Genomic DNA, 22,758 nt, shown 5'->3' with positions numbered 1-22,758 from the left:
TAGTGATGACTGGCTACGACTGCTCACCTTACAAGCCCTCTCTTTTTCAACCACCTCTCAACTATTTTACTAAACCTCAATTTGCGCTTTATTAAAAAGACACTACTTTTATATTCGGCGTAATTCTCCCTTAGAGGACGACATTATTTCCTAACAATCAGGAGAACTGGCTGGCAATGAATCACAAACAGCCATGAGCGAAGAAGCATAGGTTGCGCCTCTCTGGAATATAAAAAAGAAAAGCAAAACACTCAAAATATTGAAAAGGCTCCCTATGAAGAAACCATTTACTCTCTATCTTATATCAGCTCTCTTTTCTTCGATATGTTTGACTTCATTACAATCTTATGGGGAATTTACAGAATCGGATACAGCAAAGCTCTACAAAACATCCGAACTTTTATTAGACACTGATCCATCAATACCCACACCTGAAAATTTATTAGATATCCATAATTCTGTAGCCATAGCGACGGGGCCAAACCAGGCGCATGAAGCCGATTCGTCGAAACCTTCACCGACAAACCCACCAGACCCTAATAATTTAAACACTGTAGTAACCGGATTTGCCCAGGCGCATGGCCAATACGGGCAACTAGCTGACGTAGAAGTTATTGCCCTTGAAATAGGCGAGACGGTCGCCATAACAGATGAAAAAGGCGAGTTTTCATTTTACTACCCGCAAGAACAACCACTGACCCTGATGTTCAGACACCCCAGCTATCACCCATCTCAGACGGCTACGATTACAGTCAAGCCTTCCAATGGGAGGGATAAGAAAAACTACTTTACCTATCAGGCTATATCCTATTCAAAAATAGAATTGATCACCTGGACCCGACACCTTCCGGAATTTGCTCCAACCATAAAAGATGATCATTGTCAGATGATTGTCACCGTAGCTGGCAAAGGAAAAACGCTCTATGACAATGAACAGGGGGAGGCAGGAGCACAGCTTCTGATCAATTACTGGCCGGTTAAAAAGGAAAACATACGTTTTCTCGGCTCTGAAGATACATTCCATCAGTGCTATTACGGAACATTTCCCATATTTCACACCAACCCAACCTGCACTGATATTCGAACGACCCATGATGGTGGTGTATTTGTTTCCAATATTCCCAGCAACAACACACAGAAATACCTGGTTGCTGCCCACAAACCTGCTGTTCGATTCAGCAAGGCAGTCTTTCAATGCAGAAAGGACTGGTGGGAAAAACATGCGCCTGAGCATTACTACAAGCTGATCAATCTTTCCCCACCCAACGGACCTACGGCTCAATAATGCCGTTCAAAAACAGGGGACTCTAACCTTTTCAGGTTATCCCTTATCTTTGGCAAACTGCTTGGCAAACGGTTTGTGAATGGCAGAAGGCAGGAAGCGTTTCAAAATCTCGACGATTTTGGCATCGACACCGATCACAACACGCTGCTTGTCTTTCTTCACAGCATTCAGAATTTTGGCTACACACTTTTGGGGAGGCATAGCAAACTTTTCTACCTTATTAGCGGTTTCAGTAGCCACCTTGAGATTGGTCGAACTTTCAAGGTGCGCTCTCATGATATTGGTTTTGATTGCACCCGGATGAACACTGGTTACACCGACATTATCCCCATGAAGCTCTGCCCATAGGGTTTCACTGATGGTACGTACAGCAGCTTTGGTCGCACTGTAGGAAGCCGTGTTGGGCATTCCCATAAAGGCAGCAAGACTGGACATATTAATAATATGAGCGTTACCACGACCTGCTTTTGCGGACTCTTTCAGTGCTGGCAGGAAGACCTTGCTGCCATAGATAACCCCCCACAGATTAATGCCCAGGGCAAATTCCCAATCTTCAATAGAGTGACCTTCAAAGGTTTTCTGCAGGGTAATACCGGCATTATTGGCGAGAATATTGACCTTGCCATGAATCGCTAATACCTCAGCAGGAAAAGCTTCCATTCTTTCACGACTGGTCACGTCAACCACGTGATGACTGACTTTGACATTGTACGACTCTAGCTGTTTAACAGACTCCAGAAGACCCTCTTCGCTGATATCAGCCAGTGCCAGATTGCAACCTTCACTGGCCAGCTGCAAGGCCATGGCTCTGCCAATACCGCCGCCACCACCGGTGATCACTGCCACCTTGTCTTTAAAGTCTTTCATGGTCACCACTCTTATTCTTATTGAAGTCGACAGTTTGAAGTTTACAGTTTGAAGTTTACAGTTGGGAGTTAACAGATTTCAGTTCAACTCGTTTCCACTCTAGCGCATGGGAGCCAGGCGAAAGTCAAGGCTCTCATAGTATCCTAGAAAGAGGTTTACAGGCCTAGATCCTATTAAAGCTTGTGCGTAGGGTTTCGTCTAACTATATCCTTATAAGAGAGGAGGTTTTCATTGAGAACATCAACCATCGCTTTGTTCGGTTTGTAATACACTTCCTGCCTGACTGAACCATCATACAATTCCTTTACCACTCCAGAGAATATCAACCTTGTTAGATTATCTTCTGATACAGACCATTGATATATCTCGGAGACCTTCGTTATGTCATACAACCCCCTATGTATCTCTATATAATTCCTTATAACCTCACCCTCCTTAGCCAGTCTGTCAGGTAGTGTTTCCTTTAATTCTCTGAGTTCATCTTTGTCTTTATTGATACTGTTTTTCACACGCGCTACTTCCCGATCCATCTCGATCTTGCTCTTTTGCATCGCCACGGAGTGCCATATCCATTGCTGAATAAAATTTCTGGCAACTCTTTTTTCAGTTCCATATTTATCCTGACTAAAATCGTAATCCAGTTGTGCTACCAGACTGTTGGCAATAGTGTAGACTGCCTGATCGTCCCGCCTGATACTAATTTGCTCTATATCAACATTCGGAAGGTTAGCTAAAAACATCGGTGTGATTCTCAAGCGCTCAACACTACCTGATATGCGGTCAATAGTCTCTTCATTGAGGCCTGGTCTATGGATTTTCGGAAGTGAATCTTCTCTGATAGAGGACAGTCTTGATTGAAGATGGCTCAGCTTTTCTTCACTAGGCTTCGACCATTCGGACAGCTCAACAAGTTTCTGCTCTAAATACTGTTCGCTCGACTTTATGTAATTTGCTTTATCTTTGATTTTTTCTTCCAATCTGCCTTTTGTTTTTGCAACCCTCTCTTCATAACTACCATATTTATCAAACCACTTTTTAAAAATGGTTTGATAATATTCGCCCTCCCCTGTTAATTCACACTGGTACTCAACAACCATCCGTCCTCGTGCATCTTCAAAGACCTTCCATTCTGTAGATACGCATATAGGCCTGTTCGATAACGCTTGATCAGTGGTAAACGATCCATCAACAGTCCAAGGAGTACTCTTAACGCTTTCAACAGTACTGTTTCCGCAGCCCGAAAGAACGATTGAGCACAATATTAGAAAGACCAGTTTTTTATTATTCACTTTCAACTCCTTGTATCTGACGAGCAACCTTCTTCCTGAAACTTTATTTTGCAGCTTTGGTACCCAAAGCTCATACAAGAGCATTGGATATTTCAGATTTTCAACAAATCGACTTAAATTTCAAAGCCTTTATATCATTTTCAGTCAAGTCAAGCGTACAGCCTCTTTAACTGTAATTGCTCAGAATTTGCAGGCAGATTCTGCGGTCAATTGGCTGCAACTCAGTAAAAATTATTTATAAATATAATGTCATGGTAGTCAGTTTTTCGTTTCTTTAGTCGACCGGGTTGCTCTAGTCGCGCCTTTGCCTGATGGGATAGCATCAGCTTTTACTTTGTTCAGCCTCAGCGATTTCTGCGCTTTTGCTTTGGCTTCTTTATCTGAGTTACTCATTGTCGAGATCCTTCTCTAAATCTTCCGATTTCACTGGCCCAGCCATTATACCCCCTTCGTCCTCAAGGCTATATATGGGCGTCTTGTTCTTCTTGAGTGCTTTTCGAGCTTTTTCTTGCAGAAGCTTTTCCTGATCACTCATAGCTTTACCTGTTTCTTTACTCATTTGATCACCTTAGAACCTTGTAGAGGTAGTCCGGGAAGTGCTCCTCACCTGTTGATGGGACATACTTGAAATCAAGGCTCTCATAGTACCCTATGAGGGGTTTGGCAGGCCTCATAATTCGGAGCTCTCTAGCTCCAAGGATTCCCGCATAAGCAGTGGCATTCATAATGGTAATGGGCACAACTCTTCTAGGCCCAAGCGGATTTCCCACTCTAGGGGCTCCTTCAATGAGTTCCACTCTTACCCTGCTTTTGCCAAAAGATGGCCTACCATAGGAAAGTCCGCACAGTTTGTCATTATACCAAATCGATAGCTCAAAGCGCTTTGGGTAACTCTTTCGATATGCCTGGGCCGCTTCTTTCCAACTCCAGTCAGCTCGAGGCCTAGAGCATTCCATATCACACCAAGCTTCCGACGCCTCAATCGCTAGGTCATCTATGCCACCTAACCTGATGTTTGAATAGTCCTGATAGTAATCTGAGAGACTCTCAGCTGTCACATCTCTGGAGATCCTCCTGAACTGCTCATACCTCGCATGAGCTTCTTTTAGTCCATGTTGAAAACTCAATCGAAAACTCCTTTCTCAAAAGATCAAATCATTACCACGCTCTGCGTGGAAATGCATACGCCCTACATAATCAGTTACTATTGCTTGAGATAACGTATGGGTTCCCACGCTGGAGCATGGGAACCAGGCGAACAGTGAGCGTTAACTCAACCGTTAGATAAGACCTTTTTCTTTTGCCATGGTCAGTGCCAAATCTTCGATCATGTCTTCCTGCCCACCCACAGTACCGCGACGACCCAGCTCAACCAGAATATCACGAGCCTGGATACCATACTTGGCTTCAGCACGTTTGGCGAACAGCAGGAAGGAAGAATAAACGCCGGCATAGCCCAGAGTCAGGGCATCACGATCCAGACGAATGGGCTGATCCATGATGGGAACTACCCGATCTTCAGCCACGTCCATGATCTTATAGAGATCAACACCGCTCTCTACACCCATGCGATCCAGTACAGCCACAAACACTTCCAATGGCGTATTACCCGCCCCGGCGCCCAGGCCTGCTACGGAACCATCGATACGAGCAGCACCGGCCTCAATCGCCGCCAGAGAGTTAGCAATCCCCATCGCCAGGTTATGGTGACCGTGGAAACCAATTTCTGTGTTGGCATTCAACTCAGAACGCAGCAGTCCAATTTTCTCAGTCACTTCTGCAGGCAGCATGTACCCGGCAGAATCGGTCATATAGATACAGTTAGCGCCATAATGTTCCATCAGCTTGGCCTGCTCCAGAATTTTCTCCGGGCTGACCATATGGGCCATCATCAAAAAGCCTACCGTATCCATTTCCATTTTGGCTGACATGCCAATGTGCTGCTCAGAAACATCGGCTTCTGTACAGTGAGTCGCTACCCTAATACACGACACACCCACATCTTTTGCCATTCTCAGGTGATCCAGAGTACCGATTCCGGGCAACTGCAGCGCCGAAATTTTAGCATTCTTCATCTTGGGAATAACGGCACTCAGATACTCTTCATCCGTATGAGCAGGAAAGCCGTAGTTCAGAGAAGAACCACCCAACCCATCACCGTGAGTGACTTCAATCAGTGGCATGCCCGCCTCATCCAGCGCAGTGGCAATACTGACCATTTCGTCCAGAGAGATCTGATGCTGCTTGGCGTGCATACCGTCACGCAGACTCATGTCGTGCAGTTTGACTTTAATTCCGCTCAGGGCTGTTTTACCTTGCAAATCCATCGTCTTATTCTCCCCGCTCTGGCAGGTGGGTGTTACCTGCTGCTACTTCTTCGGCAATCATTTCTGCAGTACGCAGGCCTGCAGCGGTCATGATGTCCAGGTTGCCCGCATACTTGGGCAGGAAATCTCCCAGACCTTCCACTTCCATGAAGACGGACACTTTCCGGCCATCAAAAATGGGGCCATTCACCAGCTTGTAGCCAGGAACATACTTCTGAACATCTGCAACCATGTCGTGAACCGACTGGGTGATCGCTTCAATATCCGGCTCACCTTCAGTCAGGCAGTGGATGGTGTCGCGCATGATCAGAGGTGGCTCAGCAGGGTTGATAATAATAATCGCCTTGCCTTTTTTCGCCCCACCCACTTTCTCAACAGCACCTGAAGTGGTACGGGTAAACTCATCAATATTCTGACGAGTACCAGGACCCACTGAACGTGAAGAAACTGTTGCTACAATTTCACCGTATTCTACTGGCTGAACCCGGGAAACAGCGGCCACCATAGGGATAGTGGCCTGACCGCCACAAGTAACCATGTTGACGTTCATTTTCAGGTCCGTGGTGTGCTCTTTCAAATTAACAGGAGGCACACAGAAAGGACCAATAGCGGCAGGTGTCAGATCAATCATGATCACACCTTTTTCGTTTAGCTTGCGACTATTCTCAGCATGAACGTAGGCAGAGGTGGCATCAAATGCTATACGAATGTCGTCGTCCAGAACGTGAGGGAGAACACCATCAACCCCTTCAGCGGTGGTTTTAATACCCATTTCACGGGCACGCTTCAAACCTTCTGAATCTGGATCGATACCCACCATCCATACTGGCTCAATCCACTCTGAGCGCTTCATTTTCATCAACAGATCGGTTCCGATATTACCGGGACCGATAATGACCGCGTTGAGTTTTTTACTCATGCTTCCTTTATCCTTTTTCTTAAAATAATTCGCTCAGGATCCGAAGGTCACAGCAGCAGTGCCCAACCCTTCGACCTCAAGGGTCATAACGTCACCGGGTCCAACTGGTTCCAGCGGCACCAGAGATCCCGACAGAATGATTTCACCTGCCTTGAAAGGAATCCCGAATTCACCCAGGGTATTTGCCAGCCATGCCACAGCAGTCAATGGGTTGCCCTGCACAGCAGAGCCCAGACCTTCACTGATTAACTGGCCGTTTTTGTAAACTTTCATTTGAGCATTGGGCAGATCAATCTCCCGTGGATCAACCTCATTTTCTCCCAACACAAACACACCACAAGACGCGTTGTCTGCCACAGTATCCTGAATCTTGATCTGCCAGTTATGAATACGGGAATCAACAATTTCAAAGCAGGGCATAACGCACTCGGTCGCATCCAGTACGTCTTTTTCAGTGACGCCTGGCCCCACCAGATCCTTTTTCAGTTTGAAAGCAATTTCCCCTTCCGCCCGGGGCTGGATCAGCTTGTTGGCAGAAATAGAGATAGTTTCTGCATTTTCAAACCACATTTCATGGGTGATGAAGCCAAAGTCAGGCTGATGCACATTCAACATGTCCTGCACTGCTTTGGAGGTGACCCCGATCTTTTTTCCGACAATCTTGTCACCGGCAGCGACCCGTCTTTCCACCATGTGCAGGGAAATGTGGTAGCTGTCTTCAATGGTGATATCCGATTCCCGATCGGTCAGAGGATCGATGGTTTTACCGGCTTTAAGAGCTTCGTAGAGCTCATCTCCGTACTGCGCTCTTTTTTCTTTACTGAAAGACATTTTGCTACGCCGTTTTTATTGTTCGATAAACTGGATACATTCACGATTGAACAGAGCCTGATGCTCTACCATCACCCAGTGACCACATTCACTCATGAGGTTAAAGCGGATCTGGCTGCAGTTTTCCATCATGGTCTGAGCACCACTGACTGGACAAAACTTGTCGTTCATACCCCAGAACCCAAGGATCGGGCACTGCAATTCTTTCAGGCGTTCCGTCAGAACAGGCACCTGCATGGTAGAAAGCACACACTTGGGCTGATTGAGAACAACAGCCACACGTTCGTGAACAATGTCATCGGTAATCTGGTCTGGATTATACAGCTGAAGACCCAGCAGTCGCTTCATCCCTTCAGGCTCATTCAGTTCGCCAGCAGCAAAGGCCGCCCCCATCTTCTGAATGCCTTCCATCTGCAAATAATACTGCTCTTTCTCCATCAGGCCACCAGGCGCCATAAGAATCAGCTTTTCCACCAGCTCTGGCTTATCCAGGGCCATCTTGATGGCGATTGCCCCCCCCAGGGAGTTACCGACCAGTGTTACTTTTTCGATGCCTAACTTGTCGACCAGGCCCACCATGGCGTCAACAAAGAAGTCCAATGTATATTCAGTGTCAGGCTTATCACTCAAGCCATAGCCAGGCAGGTCCGGAACAATAGCGCGATAGCCAGCTTCAGCAAAAACCGGATAGTTCCCTTTGAAATTACTGTACCCACTGGCCCCGGGACCACTGCCGTGAATAAACAACACTGTCGGCCCTACACCCGCTTCCTGATAATGAAGGGTCAACCCACCGCTCAGCTGTGCACTCTCCACCTGAACATAATCTGCTTCTGGAATCCTGCTCATTATCTGATCTCCTGATGATGACAACCTGCCAGCGAATAGAGATGAAATGGATTCACTGAACGGTTTTTCTTAGCAAGAGATTTTTTCAATGCCTGCAATAGCAATCATCGTCTGTGTGGACTAAGCACCATGCGCTCTGAACTCAAACTGGCTAAGTCGATATAATCGCTCACAATAGAATACATATTCGGTGGCGGTAACTTGTCAGTCACATCGAACAACAGACTCGATCAACTTAAATCAACAAAAAAGTCTTTTTTCAGTGGCTGCCTCTCAGAGTCATCGCCCTAAATCGTCCACATGAACTAATACAGCTTTCCAGGCAGTGGGTAACATCGCCTCATTAAAGCCATGAAAAGCCATGAAAAAAAAGCCATGAAAAAAGCCCAGAGCGGCTGAAACAGTTTTTCTTCACCCCATGTGTTGAAAGATTCTTCATAATAACCAGAACAAGAGGCGAAAATGCAGAACCCATTGGACTTCACAGGCAAAGTGGTGCTGGTAACCGGGGGTGGCAAGGGCGCTGGCAAGGGAATTACCGAACGTTTTCTTGAGCAAGGTGCCAATGTGGTGATCTGTGGTCGCAGTGAACCGGAAAACATGCCAGAGCATGATAGCAGGAAAGCCGTGTTTTTTTCCTGCGATGTCCGCGATATTGAGCAGGCGCAGCAACTGGTCGATGCTACTGTAGAACGTTTTGGCCGTCTGGACATTCTGGTCAACAATGCCGGTGGAGCCCCTCATGCCGATGCAGCTACCGTTTCTCCCCGATTTTCTGAAGCCATTCTTCGTCTGAACCTGATTGCACCTCTCAACCTGTGCCAAATCGCCAACACAGTTATGCAAAAGCAGGAAGAAGGCGGTTCAATCATCAATATTTGCAGTGTCAGTGCCAAGCGTCCTTCTCCGGGAACAGCTGCTTATGGTGCGGCCAAAGCCGGTCTTCTGAATCTCACGACATCGCTTGCCGTGGAATGGGCACCAAAAGTCCGCGTCAATGCTGTCATTGCCGGAATGATCCTGACAGAACAGTCTCACCTTCACTACGGTGATGATGAAGGCATTGCCAGTGTTTCTTCAACCGTTCCCCTGCAACGACTGGCTAATCCTTCTGACATAGGCGACACCTGCCTATATCTGGCGTCTTCACTTTCATCTTACGTCAGTGGTGCTGATATCACTGTTCATGGTGGTGGTGAGCGTCCAGCCTTTCTTGATGCCGCCTCTCTACATAACCAGAAGACGGAGAGCTGAAAATGAGTTCAGAAATCAGTGCTCAGGTCATCATCAATCTGTCTCTGGAGCAATCCTGGGACAAGTTGAAAGACTATACATTGTCACCTAATTATGTGCCTAATCTGACCCATTGCGAAATACATGAAGGCCCCTCAGAAGGCGTTGGAGCCAGTCGAAGGGTTTATCAAAAGAATGGTCAATACCTGGATGAAACCATTATCCACTGGCAGGAACAGCAAGGATTCATCATGCGCCTGCATAAAGGTGACAAAGTAGCGCCTCCTTTTAAAGAAGCTAACTTTCGATACAAGATAAAAGCCGTAGGCGAGCAGACTGAACTGACCACTACCATGACCTATGAACTGGGTGGAGGACTTTTTGGCAAGCTGATGGATCGGCTACTGTTCAGATTAATTGTCAAAGGTATGGTGAAAAAGATTGCTGGCAACCTTAAATCTTTCTATGAGACAGGAAAGTCTGCGAATCCGGTCATGAACAGCCATTGATGCAACGAAGAGCTTAACCGCTACTAAAAACCTACGACAATCACTGATTATCTGGGTTTATCTACACCGTCAACACGGCTGCATACCGAAGTATGTCTTACGCCACTCTTGTGTAGGGTTTAAGGTCGAGCTGTAACGTGTCTCGACCATATCTATCTAAATTAACTGAGGCGTTGAAGTCTCGGTTATGGTGGGCTTTACAGCTTGGGCAGTCCCACCACTGGACACCAAGAACCACAGCATCATTTTTATTGCCACAGGCACTGCATGTCTTGCTGGACGGGAAGAACCTGTCAGCAATGACCACTTCGCGCTGCCGTAATTCGGCCTTGTATTCAATGAACTGGCGCAACATTCCGAAACCTGCGTCGTTCACAGCCCGGGCCAGTTTGTGGTTCTTCGTCATGCCACGTACATTCAGGTCTTCAATAGCGATAACGCTGAAGTTTGCCGTCAGATAATCACTGACCTCATGCAGAATGGCTAGACGTTGGTTGCTGATGCGATAGTGAAGTTTGGCAACCGCTTGCTTGGCTTTCGCACGGCGGTTACTGCCTTTCGTTTTACGGCTCAATGCTCGCTGTTTGCGAGCCAGACGTTTCAGGGAGTGCTTTAACTTCTGGTTAGCAGCAAAGGTTTTGCCATTCGAACAAATAGCCAAATCTTTGATGCCAAAATCAACGCCGACGGATTCAGAGCTTTGTGCTTTAGGGTCGTAGTCTTGGGTCTCCACAAGTATCGAAGCGAAGTATTTATCCGCCCGTTTGCTGATCGTCACCTGACAGGGTATACCCGTGAAGCGCAGAGCCTCCCGCATCTTGATTCGGGTGTTCAGCTTTTCTATGCGAAGAGTGCGACCTTCAACGTCAAATTTGGGTTTTTCCCGCAAGGCAAAGCTGTCATGCAGGCCGCGTTTTTTAAACCTGGGATATCCGGGTTTCTCACCTTTCTTTACTCGGCGGAAGAAGTGGGTAAAAGCATTATGCAGATCATCAACGGTATTACGGGTCACTCGCTGGCTGACTTCTGCGTACCAGGGAAACTCTATTCTCAATGCCTTGTATTTTTCATTGGCCGCCTTTTTCGACCACTTGATGCCTTCCTGGCTGAAGTGAGCCAGTAATTGGTTAAAGGCATGACGACGTGAGCCGCAAGCTCGATCAAGATACTCTGCCTGTTGTTCGGTTGGCCTCAGCTCAATCTTGTGTGCCAGCAACATCTTTCAGAGTCTCCAGCATCCTTTTGTGCTTCTTGCTTCGGCTACCGTAGAGCCTCGCACTAAACACGGTAATGATTTCCAACACATCATTAGCCCGCTCTTCTTCAAACGATGGCTGGTCGCCTTTGTGGATGATGATAATTTCAATGCCCTGTATGTCACAGAGCGAAAAGACCCACTCGGCACCGAACCGAAGCAGTCTGTCCTTGTGGGATTCTTTTTTACGAGAGTACCAGCCTTTTGATTTGTCGCTTCATGATCAGTTCAAGCAACTGGTTCAGACCTTTCTTCCGGTAGTTCATGCCGGAGCCAAGATCACGGATCACTTGCGTTCGCCAGCCCTTGGCAGAGCAATAAGCCTCCAGTAGTTCTTGCTGTCTATCCAGATCGGCTTTTTGATCGTGGCTGGATACACGGCAGTAGCAAAGTGTAGGTGCAGCTTCGTTGCTGAATCCCATGAGTTCAGCCACGTCATAATAACGTGTACCGCCTTTGGTCTTTCTGGCTGGGAGCAACTCACCCGTGCTCTCCCACTTTCTCAATCCACTTTCTCAATCCACTTTCTCAATCCACTTTCTCAATCCACTTTCTCAATGTTGAGTGGTCAGTACCCAGCAAGCGAGCGGCTTCACCAATCTTAACTAACCTCTTATCCATAATGATAGATTGTGGTAGATAATCATAGATTAATCAATACTGTTTCGAACCCTTCATTTTCTACCCCTCTGTGGATGGCTGACGCAAACACGGCTTTTATCACGGGCACGGGCCACTACAGACATCTGCTGACGGATATCGGCTCGGGTTACGCTGACACCTTGAGAACCAGAGGGCATATTCTTGATATTTAATGGAAATCCAAGAATAGTTATCGACGGGTTTCGGTGAAGATTTGTCAGGAACCTGCGCTGACAGAGAAAAAGGGATGACGAGTGATCATCATCCCTGACTGATTACTCAGCTTTTTCTGTATTATGAAAAGAGTGGGCCTTAAATGTCGTGCGCGAGATTTTCCACTCGCCATCAATTTTCTGGTACTCGTCCTCGTAAATCCCCCCCAGCTGCTTGGTCGCTCCAGAGCGGGCATCAATGTTGAAATAAAACAACGCCCATCGGGCCAGCGCACTGTCACCCTCTACTTTAATTTCCGGATTGGCGCCATGATGGAGATCCACCACATGGTTATGACAAGCCATTACCCGAAAAAGTTCTGCAAACTGATCCCGGTCCTGAAAGACACCCACAGGCCCGTAATCAATGAGAATTTCCCCTTCGGCAAAACAGTCGCGCACCCTTTTCACCTGTTTGGTGTCACAGGCGTTCAGATATCGATGCTTAAGCAGACGGATGGCTTCGATGTCTTCCAGACGCTGAATTCTTTCTTCCAAAGTCATGCCAGCTGCTCCACGTTGTCTTCGTAGCTCCAGTAGGCCTTCATCGAAGTAACCTTTCCATCATCGTTCAGCTCCATGACATCCAGGGTATCAATCAACATATTCATGCCTTCCATTTTGATCTTCACCTGAAAAGCCATAGCGCCTTCATTGGCACTGGTGGTTCTGACCGGACCAATCAGATTGGCAGAAGCTTCTGCCTGTCCCAGCCCATTTCGGTAAAAGTCTTCAATAGCCTTGATACCTACATGGGGGTCACTGCCAACCGGGTCTTCAACCACTGCGTTGTCGTCGTACAAATTAAGAATACCGTCAATATCACCGACATCGACCAGCTCAACATACTTTTCAAGAACTGACTTTATAACTTTGGTGTCTACCATTGTTCTTATTCTCCACCCGTTGATCGTTCGGCATTGAGCGACAAGGCCCGGAATGAAATTCCAGTTTATTGCAACTGCTGTAAAAAATCGATCCTGACACCAACAAATAAATAATGAATGAATGAATGAATGAATGAATGAATGAATGTGGCGTATGATTATTTTTTAATCTTTTATCTCACTGCATTTCAATAAGTATCTATTATTAGTTCATATTTATTTTGAACAACCATTCATAACAACATGAACTCAAGCAACCATTTTCTTACACTGCCGCTGGTATTTCTGATAGCTGTTACAGCCAGTCAGTCATCACAAGCAGATTCTCTATTGTCTATTCCCGCCTCACTCATGTTCGGTTCTCGCTTTCTGACAAACTTCATGCAGGAAGTCAGTAACAACAAAGTGAACTTAACGGAGAATGGATACACGAGTACATCCACCCCCCTATCTCATCCTCCAGCCTGTCTGATTACAGCCAGATCGGATGCTCTGCCTAAAGCGATCAGAGAAGCCAATGAGACGGGCTACCGATGTACAATATTTTTTTCCGGAGAAGCGATTCTGAGTGAACCCTTGCAAATCAATAACCACCTTCTTCTTGGTATTGACGATACATCTTCTGGTTTTTCAGCAACGGGAGAGGTATTGTTCCTTCCGTCGTACTTCATGGTCAGTGCTGATGAAAATCATCATTTCCTCAAACCCGACCACAAGACAACCCTGCCTGTTACCGCCCCATTAAACTCAGCCGGTTTCCCCATGATCAGGCCCTCTAAAAACTTTCAAGGCTCCTCTCTTATAGAGTTTTCTGGAAAGGCTGCCTTGAGCAACATCGTTTTTGTAGAAACGCCCGGTACACCTATTATCTCTGAAGTCAGCTATGTGGGCAGTAATCCAGAAAATTTGGTGCTAACAGACGTTCTGTGGAGTATCAGTCACTCTACACCTTATTCCTGCACAGGAGGTTCAAAGACCAGCAGTACGACCTCATCGCAAGATTCAACCAGTAGCTCGAATGCCAGTGACCGTCGCCGATCCTCAATAGCTTCCTGCCTGCGATTTCTATTCTGCTGTGGAGGGTCAGGAGGAGGTGATGATGACGAGAATCGTCAATGGCGTATAGAGGAACGATTAAGAAGAGAGAAAAACGCAGATACGACACCTGTTCATGTACCGGTAAAACTTTCATGGCAAGAATCGGATAGCAGCAGAACGTCAGACACTTCTGATAACCGAAGAAAATTTCCCAGTCTAGGCAGGCGAGCACAATCCGCCAACGATCTCAGCAGAAGACCCGCTAGCACCGAAGATCTGGATAAACAGCTGGCATCGATCAGGGGCGAATTGAGCCGAATGACTGCTAGTAGAATTGATCTACAGTTTCAGAGCGTTATGCTGAATCAGCAATACCGACAAATATCCCAAAGCCTCATTACTCTTCCACAAAACAAGCCACCGTCGAGAGTCAACCTGAATCGTCTTCACTCAATGACACTGGGTATGGGAGATATTATCAATGAAGCTGCAGATGAAACGGCAGAAGAGACGTCGGAATTGTGAACATCACCGGAATATCGAGTTCATAAAAAAAAAAAAGCCTGCATCATTTGATTGATGCAGGCTCACTGGAACGATAAGGGGTCACACGACTTCAAACAGTCCTGCAGCCCCCATACCACCACCCACACACATGGTGACGACAACGTATTTCACACCACGACGCTTACCTTCCAGCAGCGCATGACCCACCATACGGGCACCTGACATACCGAAGGGATGGCCAATAGAGATAGCACCACCATTGACGTTCAGATTTTCACTGGGAATACCCAGTTTGTCCTGACAGTACAGAACCTGAGAAGCAAAAGCCTCGTTCAGTTCCCATAAACCAATGTCGTCCATTTTCAGACCATGACGCTTCAGCAGCTTGGGAATAGCAAATACCGGACCAATGCCCATTTCATCAGCACTGCAACCGGCTACGGCCAGACCGCGATAAATACCCAGCGGGTTCAGACCTTTCTGTTCCGCCAGAGTACTGCTCATCAGAACCGAAGCAGAAGCACCATCAGACAGCTGGGAAGCATTACCCGCCGTAATGAAACGACCTTCTTTGACCCACTGTCCCTCTTTAAAGACTGGCTGCAGACCACTCAGGCTTTCCAGTGTTGTGCTGGGACGATTGCATTCGTCAGCCCCGAGAGTCACCTGCTCAAAAGTAGTTTCTTTGGTTTCCCTGTTGAACACCGCTTTGGTGGTGGTCATGGGAACAATTTCCTTGTCGAACAGGCCATCACGCTGAGCCTGGGCTGTTCGCATCTGGCTCTGATAGCTGTATTCGTCCTGAGCTTCGCGGGAGATCCCATAACGATCAGCAACAATCTCACCGGTCTCAATCATTGGGATATAAGCGGTAGCGTCTTGCTCCAGCACCAGCTTGGACTGGTTGCGATGGACATTCTTGTACTTGTTCTGTACCAGAGAAATAGACTCAAGACCACCTGCTACTGCCACATCAATCTCGTCACACATGATGCTTTTGGCGGCAGTGGCAATGGTCATCAAACCTGAAGAACATTGACGCTCCATAGCCATGCCTGAAACGGAGTCCGGCAGTCCACCCGCCACGGCACAAAGACGACCAAGGTTATAAGACTGGGTGCCCTGCTGGGCAGCAGCTCCCATCAAAACATCATCGACTTCACCAGGCTCAATACCTGCTCTTTCAACGGCTTCCCTGACAACATGTCCACCCATCGCTGGCGCTTCGGTGTCATTGAAAGCTCCACGAAAAGCTTTGCCTATGGCAGTACGAGCTGTGGATACAATTACGGCTTCTTTCATATCAGGTTCCTTGACGTAATGGTTGTTATTCTGGGTAGTAACGAGAAATGGTATCCACGACGCAGGCTGGGCGATCTTCACCTTCTACTTCTACAGTGACTCGCACAGTAGACTGAATGCCACCTTTAACTTCTTCTACCTGCACCAGCTCTCCGACACCACGCACACGAGAACCGACTTTTACTGTGTTAGGAAAACGCACTTTGTCACAGCCATAGTTGACCCCCATCTTGATCCCCTGGACATCAACAATGTCTGGCAGAAACAGATTTACCAGAGACAGGGTCAGGTATCCATGAGCTATACAGGTTCCAAAAGGACCATCTTTCGCCTTTACCGGATCAACATGAATCCACTGATGATCACCCGTGGCTTCAGCAAACAGATTGATACGCTCCTGATCGATCTTCAACCAGTCACTGGTTCCCAGGACTTCACCCACTTTGTCCTTCATATCCAGAGGCGACTTAAATACGGTAGTCATGCTTTACGCCCTCTGACTGCTGGCGGAAATCACTTCACCGGCCAGGTAAGAACTGTAATCACTGGCCAGGAACATCATAATGTTGGCGATTTCCCAAACTTCTGCCGCGCGACCAAAGGCTTCGCGGGAAGCCAGCTGATCGAGCAAGTCCTGAGGAGCCGACTTTTTGAGGAAGTCATGCAGAGCAATACTGGGGCTGACGGCATTGATTCGAATACCATGTTCTGCAGCTTCCACCGCCGAACAACGAGTCAACGCCATAACACCGGCTTTGGCCGCTGCGTAATGAGCCTGCTCTTTCTGGGCACGCCAGCCAAGAACAGAAGCATTATTAACAATGGCTCCGGACTTACGCTCCATCATCTTGGGCAACATAGCCCGGGTCATACGCATGGTACCGGTCAGAGTGACATCCAGAACACGATTCCACTCTTTGTCTTCCATTTCTACCAGAAGTTTGGAGCCACCCAGTCCGGCGTTGTTAATCAATACATCAACACCTGACAGCTGTTGTTCTGCAGCTGCGATCAATGACTGAACATCGTCTTCTACAGTGACATTGCAGACATGGGTATAAACGTTTTCCAATCCGGTTTCGTCTTTAATCTTTTCAGCAGCTTCTTTTAAACGGCCATCGTGAATATCACTGATCATCAGATCACGGCAACCTTCTTCTGCCGCTTTGATAGCTGCGGCATAGCCGATACCCGCTCCCGCTGCGGCAGTGATCAAAACTGACTTGCCTGCCAGTAGATTGTGTCCCTTGACGTACTCAGGAATCAGCATATCTGACCCACTCCTTATTTATTTTCAAACTTTTTCATCACCCAAAGGGGACGAAAAAGATTTCTGTCGCCCATGGCTGCTTTATTGTTTTTAAAACCGTTAACTGTCTGCTTCTATCGCCCTTTGGGCTCTTTAGGCATGCCCAAGGCTCGTTCAGCAATAATGTTTCGCTGTATCTCATTGGTGCCACCGTAGATGGTGTCAGAACGAGTGAAGAGATACATGGACTGAAGCCGATCCAGCTCATAGGGACCTTCTGGCAGAACTTCAGAGTCAGCACCTCTGACATCCATGGCCAGTTTGCCCAGATCAGAATGCCAGGTCGCCCAGTACAGTTTGTAAATCATGGCTTCTTTCTGCAGGCTGCCATCCTGAGGACCGGATAACATTCTCAACGAGTTGTAGCGCATGATGCGCAGGCCCATCCAGGCATCTGCAATGCGCTGTCGTATAGCCGGATCTTCGGCGGCACCGCTTTTCTGAGCTTCTTTAATCACTTCATCGAGTTCATTCTGGAAGTGCATTTGCTGACCCAGAGTCGAAACGCCTCGCTCAAAACCCAACAAGGCCATGGCAATCTTCCAACCATCGCCTGGCTTGCCAACAATATTGGCAGCATCGGTCACAGCTTCATCAAAAAAGACTTCGTTGAACTCGGAAGTGCCTGTCAGCTGTTCAATAGGACGCACTTCAATATTGGGCTGATCCATGGGCACCAGCAGGAAAGACAAGCCTTTATGACCCTGACTGCCTGGCTCGGTTCGGGCGATCACAAAACACCAGTCAGATTCATGGGCCAGGGATGTCCAGACTTTCTGCCCGTTTATCACCCACTGTCCGCTGGATTCATCCAGAACTGCTTTGGTTTTTACATTTGCCAGGTCAGATCCGGCACTGGGTTCGGAATAGCCCTGACACCAATATTCTGTTCCGTCGACAATGCCGGGAAGGAAACGTTTCTTCTGCTCTTCGGTACCAAACGCGATGATGGTTGGGCCTGCCAGACCTTCGCCAATGTGCCCCATATGACCGGGACCACCCACACGGGCATATTCTTCGTGGAAGATCACCTGCTGATTGATGGAAAGGCCACGACCGCCGTATTCTTCTGGCCAGCCAGGGCAAGTCCAACCCGCCTTGGCCATGTGCTGCTCCCAGACTTTTCGCTCTTCCGGGAACATATGTTCATCACCGGGTCCACCACGATGACGTAACTGCTCAAACTCACCGGTCAGGTTCTCTTTCAACCAGATGGCAATCTCTTCACGAAACTGTTCGTCTTCAGGACTGAAGCTGATTTTCATTCTTTATACCTCTCCAGACTCACAGAATGGCTTGAGCAATTTTTTCACGGTGATACGCACCGTTACCAAGGAATGTCTCCGTAGACTTGGCGCGTTTGAAATAGAGATGAGGGTCATATTCCCAAGTGAAACCGACACCCCCATGCAGCTGTATTGATTCAGCGGCGCAATGGAAGAAGGCATCAGAACAATAAGCTTTTGCCAGAGCAGAGGCGACGGGTAACTCATCCCCAACAGCTCCGTCGAAAAGAGCTTCCTGGGCAACGCAGGCTGCGTAATAAATAGCCGAGCGAGAACACTCAACCTGAACCATCATGTCTGCAGCACGATGCTTAATCGCCTGAAAACTGGCAATGGTTCGACCAAACTGAACCCTTTCCTGGGTATAGTCCACAGTCAGATCCAGTGCCTGACGTGCACCGCCACACTGTTCAGCCGATACGGCAATAGCCGCCAGTTGCAAAACTTTTTCCAGGTCAGCCCAAGCCTCTCCAGATTTACCAAGAAGAGAGTCCGCACTGATAAAGACATTATCCAGAGAGATCTCTGCCTGCTTGCGGGTCTGATCCATCGTGGGTGTCCACTTGCGACTGACACCGTCTGCCTGAGCAGGCAAGGCAAACAGACTGATACCTTCCTGCCCTTGTGAATCCGGGCTCCGGGCAGCAATCACAAGAAGATCAGCAGTGTGGCCATCCGGTACATACTTGTAGGTTCCGGAAAGTACATAGCCATCGCCTTCTGCTCGGGCTATAACATCAACAGAATTTGCATCCCAGCGGTTACGTGATGTGTAAGCAAGAGTGGCCGTTAGTGAGCCTTCTGCTATCTGTGGTAGCCATTGCTGCTTCTGGGTTTCATTACCTGCGACCAGCAGTGCATTAACGCCCAGACCCACCGTAGAGAAGAAAGGAGAGCACAGTAAACGCCGCCCCATTTCTTCAAGCAAAATGGTCAGCTCTACATACCCCAACCCAAGACCACCATACTCTTCAGGAATGGTTAATGCCTGCCAGTACATTTGTGAACAGATACGTTGCCACAACTCGGAATCATAACCCGCTTCGGTCACCATAGCTGACCGAACCGCTTCTGATGTGGAAACGTCCTGAAGAAAACTTTCGGCTGAATCCCGGATCATTTCCTGTTCATCGGTGAAAGCGAACTCCATCCTCAGCGACCCCCTTATCATTCTTGTTCTGCAGCTACACGCCGCTCATTGAGGCATACTGTGTCCTGAAAGGCTTTTTCGTTAATCGTTCGAATGGACGATTTGATCTGCCCCCTTGAAAATGGCCCGAACCAACAGCACTATCAGTAGAACAGATAAAAACAGATGATTGATGTGCGAAAGAAAGCCCTCAAAGAAACCTTGAAAAGAACCGGCAACAGGGCAAAAAGCCTGGCCAGTTCAACATCCGATTCCGTGGCAGCTGGTGTCGAGCGCCTTTTGGATAAAAGAATCTGTCTGGGCATCACAGGGTTTAGTGGTAGCGGCAAAACCACCCTGATCACCAGCCTTATCCATCAGCTTCGTTACTACCCTGATGCGGCTCTGACCGCCTTGCCTCCAGCCTTGCAGGATCGTTTGCTGGGAGTGGAAATATCCCCCCTGAATAATCTCCCTCTGTTTCCCTATAAGGAAGGAGCCAATGCACTCGACCGGGAAGCATGGCCCTATGCCACACGCCAGGAATCTGGCTGCCTGCTGGAAATAAAATACCGCGCCCGAAGTCATTTTATTCCTGGAAAGAAGCCGGGCATTGGCCGCCTTTATCTGGAAATACACGACTACCCGGGTGAATGGCTATTGGATCTTCCTTTGCTGGATATGAGTTATGAAGACTGGTGCCAGCAAAGCCGAAAGCTGGCATCAGCCATGCCTGAAGATCCTTTTATAGTTCTTCTGGAATCCCTGAATCCTCTGGAGCCTTTGAGCGAACAAACTCTTAACTCACTGTGGCAACAACAACTGGAATTCCTGAAGCGTTGCCAACAAAAAGGGCTAACCATGATTCAGCCCGGCAGACTCCTGCATCTTGCTCCTGACAGCCCCGAGAACAACCGCCCTTTTATTCCAATACCCAAACTGGTGGAATACAGCGCAGAACAAAAATCCAGTGCTCCTGATAACTCACTGTTTCGTGTCTGCGAACGGCATTACCAGCATTATCTGAAAGAATGGGTCAAACCTTTCTACAAGAACACCTTTGCTCGCATTGACCGCCAGCTGGTTCTCGTGGATGTGCTGAAAAGTCTTAACCAGGGACAGGAAGCCATGGATAACCTGAAACTGTCGCTGACCCAGGTTCTGCAAAATTTTGAGTACGGCACCAACAATATTATTCGCCGACTGATTCAGCCCCGCATTGACCGGATTGTATTCGCTGCCAGCAAAATAGACCAGGTGTTACCCGACCAGCACGAGCAGGTTCGGTCACTCACTGCGTCTCTGGTCAGGGAATCACAGCGACAGGCTACGTTCAAAGAAGTGGACATTCGATGTGAAGCCATCGCCTCTGTTCGCTCAACAACCTATGCAGATCATCAAGGCCAGAAAGTACTCAAGGGTAATACTGAAGATGGCCCGGGCCTGCTTCTCCACCCTCCCCTGCCGGAACATTACCCCAATGATGAGTACTGGAAGAATTGCAAACAATGGCAACTGCGTAAGCTATTACCTCCTGCCGGACTCACACTAAACAACGGAAGCCGGTTACCTCATATTCGCCTGGATAGCGTTCTGAATGATCTGCTGGGAGATAAATTTCAATGAAACCCACCCAAGAGAAAGACGACTTCTTTATCCCACTGGATCAAAGTATTGAGCTGGAAACGCCGGACTCCCTCAGCGATGATCAGAGCCTGCCCTTATTAAGTGACCCTTCACTTTCACTAAAACCATTGCGTTTTCTAAGCCATGCCGCAAAAGGTATTCTTGCTCTGATTGCTATTCTGGCCATCTGGCAGACCGTTGAGTTTTTCACATTTCTTACTCAGACTCACTGGTCTTTGGCCGCCGTATTTGGCTTGCTGGTTTCAGGCCTGACAGGTGTACTGGGAAAAGCAGCCTGGGAATACTTTGGATACCAGAAAGACTTCAAAGGGATCGATCAATTACAATCTACAGCTGAAGGTATTCTGAAAGCCCGCTCATCCGGACAGGCCAAGAACTGGCTGGCAAAGTTGAGCGCTCTTTATCGAAACAAGCCTCATCAACCCTTGCTGGAAAAAGCCCTGAGCACCCTGCCTGATTACTCCGATGATACTGAAACTATTCAGCATTTAGATCAGCATTTGTTTCAGAACCTGGATCAACAGGCCATCTCCCGAATCTCACGTCACAGTCAGCACACAGCAATCATGGTGGCACTGAGTCCGTTAGCATTATTGGATATGGTGCTGTCCGGGTGGCGCTGCCTGAAAATGCTGGATGAAATTTGCCAGATCTACGGCCTGCGCCCATCTCTTCCTGCCAGAATGAGACTGTTAAAAATGATTCTGACCCAGATGGCACTGGCAGGCAGTGCAGACCTGATTACCGACCAGCTGGCAGACCTGACCTCCAGCAAACTAATCAGCACGATCAGTACCCAGGCGGCCACAGGGGCAGGTATCGGCTTTTATACGGCAAGGATCGGTTTTCTGGCCATGGAACTGTGCCGTCCGGTTCCATTTTCAGAAAGTCAACGTCCGGGAATGGGGAAAATGGCGAAGGAGATTATCAGCTCAATCCGGGCACGGTTCCAAAAGGATGAAAGCGCTTAACATCGGCTCCGTTCACCCTGAGCCTGTCGAAGGGTGATGGCTCTGGATTTAGCGGTTTACTTGCATTGTTTTGAGTTGCATTGTTTTGAGTTGCATTGACCTGGCCAACGACCTTCTTTTTTTAAACGGACCTTTGTCATCCAGTCATAGGTCCACTTCAGAAACTGCTTCAGACCCGGCAGACTCATGATCCACCCCAACCAGGCCCAGGCAGAGAGCTGTTTGAGCAGCAGAGCATAACTGTCGATGCTGGTATAAACCCGACCGTCATCCGTCAGGGTGTGCAGTTCAAGCAAGGCTTTCTGAGGGTCAATCCCCCATTCTTCCAGCAACTTTTCCTGCCCGGTAATATCAAACCATTCCACCTCACTGCGGAACCGGGCATTTTGCCAGCGCGATACTTCCTTTACACAGAGAGGACAGAGACCGTCATACAGAACCTTTATTTTCATCGACTTTACCTT

The 22,758-nt window shown here is 47.9% G+C and carries 24 protein-coding genes and 1 pseudogene; 6 read left to right on the top strand and 19 right to left on the bottom strand.

The annotated features are described in order from the left end of the window. Positions 1 to 274: 274 nt before the first annotated feature. Positions 275 to 1,285, top strand: a complete 1,011-nt coding sequence (locus GZ78_RS06740; protein ID WP_034833678.1) for a peptidase associated/transthyretin-like domain-containing protein — start codon at positions 275 to 277, stop codon at positions 1,283 to 1,285. A gap of 36 nt (positions 1,286 to 1,321) precedes the next feature. Here the strand turns inward: GZ78_RS06740 and GZ78_RS06735 are convergent, their stop codons facing one another. The 9 genes from GZ78_RS06735 to GZ78_RS06705 all read right to left on the bottom strand — a co-directional run bounded on the left by GZ78_RS06735 (position 1,322) and on the right by GZ78_RS06705 (position 8,367). Beyond that, complete coding sequence (locus GZ78_RS06735; protein ID WP_034833677.1) at positions 1,322 to 2,152, bottom strand: SDR family NAD(P)-dependent oxidoreductase; 831 nt, start codon at positions 2,150 to 2,152, stop codon at positions 1,322 to 1,324. Between the two features lie 173 nt (positions 2,153 to 2,325). Next, entirely contained in the window at positions 2,326 to 3,441 is a 1,116-nt protein-coding gene (locus tag GZ78_RS06730; RefSeq protein WP_152558579.1) for a hypothetical protein, read from the bottom strand. 258 nt (positions 3,442 to 3,699) lie between these two features. After that, positions 3,700 to 3,834: a hypothetical protein gene (locus GZ78_RS30625; protein WP_269078741.1), complete on the bottom strand. Its 135-nt coding sequence runs from the start codon at positions 3,832 to 3,834 to the stop codon at positions 3,700 to 3,702. Then, on the bottom strand, positions 3,827 to 4,000 hold the full coding sequence (locus tag GZ78_RS29340; RefSeq protein ID WP_161787322.1) for a hypothetical protein: 174 nt from the start codon (positions 3,998 to 4,000) through the stop codon (positions 3,827 to 3,829). Before GZ78_RS29340 ends, GZ78_RS30625 begins: the two co-directional genes overlap by 8 nt. A gap of 4 nt (positions 4,001 to 4,004) precedes the next feature. Further along, positions 4,005 to 4,568, bottom strand: a complete 564-nt coding sequence (locus tag GZ78_RS27235; RefSeq protein WP_051785891.1) for a hypothetical protein — start codon at positions 4,566 to 4,568, stop codon at positions 4,005 to 4,007. A 153-nt stretch (positions 4,569 to 4,721) separates the two neighbouring features. Then, positions 4,722 to 5,768 carry a 4-hydroxy-2-oxovalerate aldolase gene (dmpG, locus tag GZ78_RS06720; RefSeq protein WP_034833674.1) on the bottom strand — a complete coding sequence of 349 codons (1,047 nt, stop codon included), beginning with the start codon at positions 5,766 to 5,768 and terminating at the stop codon, positions 4,722 to 4,724. Between the two features lie 4 nt (positions 5,769 to 5,772). Next, positions 5,773 to 6,687, bottom strand: a complete 915-nt coding sequence (locus tag GZ78_RS06715; RefSeq protein ID WP_034833673.1) for an acetaldehyde dehydrogenase (acetylating) — start codon at positions 6,685 to 6,687, stop codon at positions 5,773 to 5,775. Positions 6,688 to 6,720: 33 nt separating this feature from the next. Beyond that, positions 6,721 to 7,518 carry a fumarylacetoacetate hydrolase family protein gene (locus GZ78_RS06710; protein ID WP_034833672.1) on the bottom strand — a complete coding sequence of 266 codons (798 nt, stop codon included), beginning with the start codon at positions 7,516 to 7,518 and terminating at the stop codon, positions 6,721 to 6,723. 15 nt (positions 7,519 to 7,533) lie between these two features. Further along, a complete protein-coding gene (locus GZ78_RS06705) occupies positions 7,534 to 8,367 on the bottom strand; it encodes an alpha/beta fold hydrolase (RefSeq protein WP_034833670.1) in 834 nt (277 codons plus the stop codon). Positions 8,368 to 8,829: 462 nt separating this feature from the next. On the opposite strand from GZ78_RS06705, the gene GZ78_RS06700 reads away from it, so the two are divergent. Beyond that, the gene (locus GZ78_RS06700) at positions 8,830 to 9,621 is read left to right on the top strand and encodes an SDR family oxidoreductase (protein ID WP_034833669.1); all 792 of its coding nucleotides are present in this window, start codon (positions 8,830 to 8,832) and stop codon (positions 9,619 to 9,621) included. 2 nt (positions 9,622 to 9,623) lie between these two features. Continuing rightward, positions 9,624 to 10,109, top strand: coding sequence for an SRPBCC family protein (locus GZ78_RS06695; RefSeq protein WP_034833667.1), 486 nt, complete (start codon positions 9,624 to 9,626; stop codon positions 10,107 to 10,109). A gap of 97 nt (positions 10,110 to 10,206) precedes the next feature. On the opposite strand, the gene GZ78_RS06690 is transcribed toward GZ78_RS06695, so the two are convergent. From GZ78_RS06690 to GZ78_RS06675, 4 genes and pseudogenes are all read right to left on the bottom strand, one after another. Then, positions 10,207 to 11,328, bottom strand: a complete 1,122-nt coding sequence (locus GZ78_RS06690) for an RNA-guided endonuclease InsQ/TnpB family protein (protein WP_034833666.1) — start codon at positions 11,326 to 11,328, stop codon at positions 10,207 to 10,209. Continuing rightward, positions 11,306 to 11,870, bottom strand: a pseudogene (locus tag GZ78_RS06685) (IS607 family transposase). The gene GZ78_RS06690 and the pseudogene GZ78_RS06685 overlap by 23 nt, the downstream one beginning before the upstream one ends. A 411-nt stretch (positions 11,871 to 12,281) precedes the next feature. Further along, positions 12,282 to 12,722, bottom strand: a complete 441-nt coding sequence (locus GZ78_RS06680; protein ID WP_034833664.1) for a nuclear transport factor 2 family protein — start codon at positions 12,720 to 12,722, stop codon at positions 12,282 to 12,284. Then, positions 12,719 to 13,105, bottom strand: coding sequence for a nuclear transport factor 2 family protein (locus GZ78_RS06675; protein ID WP_034833663.1), 387 nt, complete (start codon positions 13,103 to 13,105; stop codon positions 12,719 to 12,721). Before GZ78_RS06675 ends, GZ78_RS06680 begins: the two co-directional genes overlap by 4 nt. A 243-nt stretch (positions 13,106 to 13,348) precedes the next feature. Between GZ78_RS06675 and GZ78_RS06670 the strand changes: the two genes are divergently transcribed. After that, positions 13,349 to 14,668, top strand: a complete 1,320-nt coding sequence (locus tag GZ78_RS06670) for a hypothetical protein (RefSeq protein WP_152558578.1) — start codon at positions 13,349 to 13,351, stop codon at positions 14,666 to 14,668. Between the two features lie 81 nt (positions 14,669 to 14,749). On the opposite strand, the gene GZ78_RS06665 is transcribed toward GZ78_RS06670, so the two are convergent. From GZ78_RS06665 to GZ78_RS06645, 5 genes are all read right to left on the bottom strand, one after another. Next, a complete protein-coding gene (locus GZ78_RS06665) occupies positions 14,750 to 15,952 on the bottom strand; it encodes an acetyl-CoA C-acyltransferase (RefSeq protein ID WP_034833655.1) in 1,203 nt (400 codons plus the stop codon). A gap of 25 nt (positions 15,953 to 15,977) precedes the next feature. Then, positions 15,978 to 16,436 carry a MaoC family dehydratase gene (locus GZ78_RS06660; RefSeq protein ID WP_034833653.1) on the bottom strand — a complete coding sequence of 153 codons (459 nt, stop codon included), beginning with the start codon at positions 16,434 to 16,436 and terminating at the stop codon, positions 15,978 to 15,980. A 3-nt stretch (positions 16,437 to 16,439) separates the two neighbouring features. Continuing rightward, a complete protein-coding gene (locus GZ78_RS06655; protein ID WP_051785890.1) occupies positions 16,440 to 17,222 on the bottom strand; it encodes an SDR family oxidoreductase in 783 nt (260 codons plus the stop codon). Between the two features lie 113 nt (positions 17,223 to 17,335). Next, a complete protein-coding gene (locus tag GZ78_RS06650) occupies positions 17,336 to 18,526 on the bottom strand; it encodes an acyl-CoA dehydrogenase family protein (protein ID WP_034833649.1) in 1,191 nt (396 codons plus the stop codon). 19 nt (positions 18,527 to 18,545) lie between these two features. Then, positions 18,546 to 19,697, bottom strand: a complete 1,152-nt coding sequence (locus GZ78_RS06645) for an acyl-CoA dehydrogenase family protein (RefSeq protein WP_034833647.1) — start codon at positions 19,695 to 19,697, stop codon at positions 18,546 to 18,548. A gap of 165 nt (positions 19,698 to 19,862) precedes the next feature. On the opposite strand from GZ78_RS06645, the gene GZ78_RS06640 reads away from it, so the two are divergent. After that, complete coding sequence (locus GZ78_RS06640) at positions 19,863 to 21,302, top strand: YcjX family protein (RefSeq protein ID WP_051785889.1); 1,440 nt, start codon at positions 19,863 to 19,865, stop codon at positions 21,300 to 21,302. Continuing rightward, a complete protein-coding gene (locus GZ78_RS06635) occupies positions 21,299 to 22,294 on the top strand; it encodes a TIGR01620 family protein (protein WP_034833644.1) in 996 nt (331 codons plus the stop codon). The genes GZ78_RS06640 and GZ78_RS06635 overlap by 4 nt, the downstream gene beginning before the upstream one ends. A gap of 56 nt (positions 22,295 to 22,350) precedes the next feature. Here the strand turns inward: GZ78_RS06635 and GZ78_RS06630 are convergent, their stop codons facing one another. Then, positions 22,351 to 22,746: a thiol-disulfide oxidoreductase DCC family protein gene (locus GZ78_RS06630; RefSeq protein ID WP_034833642.1), complete on the bottom strand. Its 396-nt coding sequence runs from the start codon at positions 22,744 to 22,746 to the stop codon at positions 22,351 to 22,353. Positions 22,747 to 22,758 lie beyond the last annotated feature (12 nt).

Source organism: Endozoicomonas numazuensis, from assembly GCF_000722635.1.
GTDB classification, from domain to species: domain Bacteria; phylum Pseudomonadota; class Gammaproteobacteria; order Pseudomonadales; family Endozoicomonadaceae; genus Endozoicomonas_A; species Endozoicomonas_A numazuensis.
Note: the sequence above shows the minus strand (reverse complement) of the source record. Positions and strands in the feature narration are given on the sequence as shown.

Coding starts and splice junctions, on each gene's coding strand:
- GZ78_RS06710 (WP_034833672.1), bottom strand. CDS start 7,518: ATGTCTTTCAGTAAAGAAAAAAGAGCGCAGTACGGAGATGAGCTCTAC.
- GZ78_RS06700 (WP_034833669.1), top strand. CDS start 8,830: ATGCAGAACCCATTGGACTTCACAGGCAAAGTGGTGCTGGTAACCGGG.
- GZ78_RS06675 (WP_034833663.1), bottom strand. CDS start 13,105: ATGGTAGACACCAAAGTTATAAAGTCAGTTCTTGAAAAGTATGTTGAG.
- GZ78_RS30625 (WP_269078741.1), bottom strand. CDS start 3,834: ATGAGTAACTCAGATAAAGAAGCCAAAGCAAAAGCGCAGAAATCGCTG.
- GZ78_RS06665 (WP_034833655.1), bottom strand. CDS start 15,952: ATGAAAGAAGCCGTAATTGTATCCACAGCTCGTACTGCCATAGGCAAA.
- GZ78_RS06660 (WP_034833653.1), bottom strand. CDS start 16,436: ATGACTACCGTATTTAAGTCGCCTCTGGATATGAAGGACAAAGTGGGT.
- GZ78_RS06695 (WP_034833667.1), top strand. CDS start 9,624: ATGAGTTCAGAAATCAGTGCTCAGGTCATCATCAATCTGTCTCTGGAG.
- GZ78_RS06670 (WP_152558578.1), top strand. CDS start 13,349: ATGAACTCAAGCAACCATTTTCTTACACTGCCGCTGGTATTTCTGATA.
- GZ78_RS06645 (WP_034833647.1), bottom strand. CDS start 19,697: ATGGAGTTCGCTTTCACCGATGAACAGGAAATGATCCGGGATTCAGCC.
- GZ78_RS06735 (WP_034833677.1), bottom strand. CDS start 2,152: ATGAAAGACTTTAAAGACAAGGTGGCAGTGATCACCGGTGGTGGCGGC.
- GZ78_RS06630 (WP_034833642.1), bottom strand. CDS start 22,746: ATGAAAATAAAGGTTCTGTATGACGGTCTCTGTCCTCTCTGTGTAAAG.
- GZ78_RS06715 (WP_034833673.1), bottom strand. CDS start 6,687: ATGAGTAAAAAACTCAACGCGGTCATTATCGGTCCCGGTAATATCGGA.
- GZ78_RS06650 (WP_034833649.1), bottom strand. CDS start 18,526: ATGAAAATCAGCTTCAGTCCTGAAGACGAACAGTTTCGTGAAGAGATT.
- GZ78_RS06705 (WP_034833670.1), bottom strand. CDS start 8,367: ATGAGCAGGATTCCAGAAGCAGATTATGTTCAGGTGGAGAGTGCACAG.
- GZ78_RS06635 (WP_034833644.1), top strand. CDS start 21,299: ATGAAACCCACCCAAGAGAAAGACGACTTCTTTATCCCACTGGATCAA.
- GZ78_RS06655 (WP_051785890.1), bottom strand. CDS start 17,222: ATGCTGATTCCTGAGTACGTCAAGGGACACAATCTACTGGCAGGCAAG.
- GZ78_RS06740 (WP_034833678.1), top strand. CDS start 275: ATGAAGAAACCATTTACTCTCTATCTTATATCAGCTCTCTTTTCTTCG.
- dmpG (WP_034833674.1), bottom strand. CDS start 5,768: ATGGATTTGCAAGGTAAAACAGCCCTGAGCGGAATTAAAGTCAAACTG.
- GZ78_RS06640 (WP_051785889.1), top strand. CDS start 19,863: ATGATTGATGTGCGAAAGAAAGCCCTCAAAGAAACCTTGAAAAGAACC.
- GZ78_RS06680 (WP_034833664.1), bottom strand. CDS start 12,722: ATGACTTTGGAAGAAAGAATTCAGCGTCTGGAAGACATCGAAGCCATC.
- GZ78_RS29340 (WP_161787322.1), bottom strand. CDS start 4,000: ATGAGTAAAGAAACAGGTAAAGCTATGAGTGATCAGGAAAAGCTTCTG.
- GZ78_RS06690 (WP_034833666.1), bottom strand. CDS start 11,328: ATGTTGCTGGCACACAAGATTGAGCTGAGGCCAACCGAACAACAGGCA.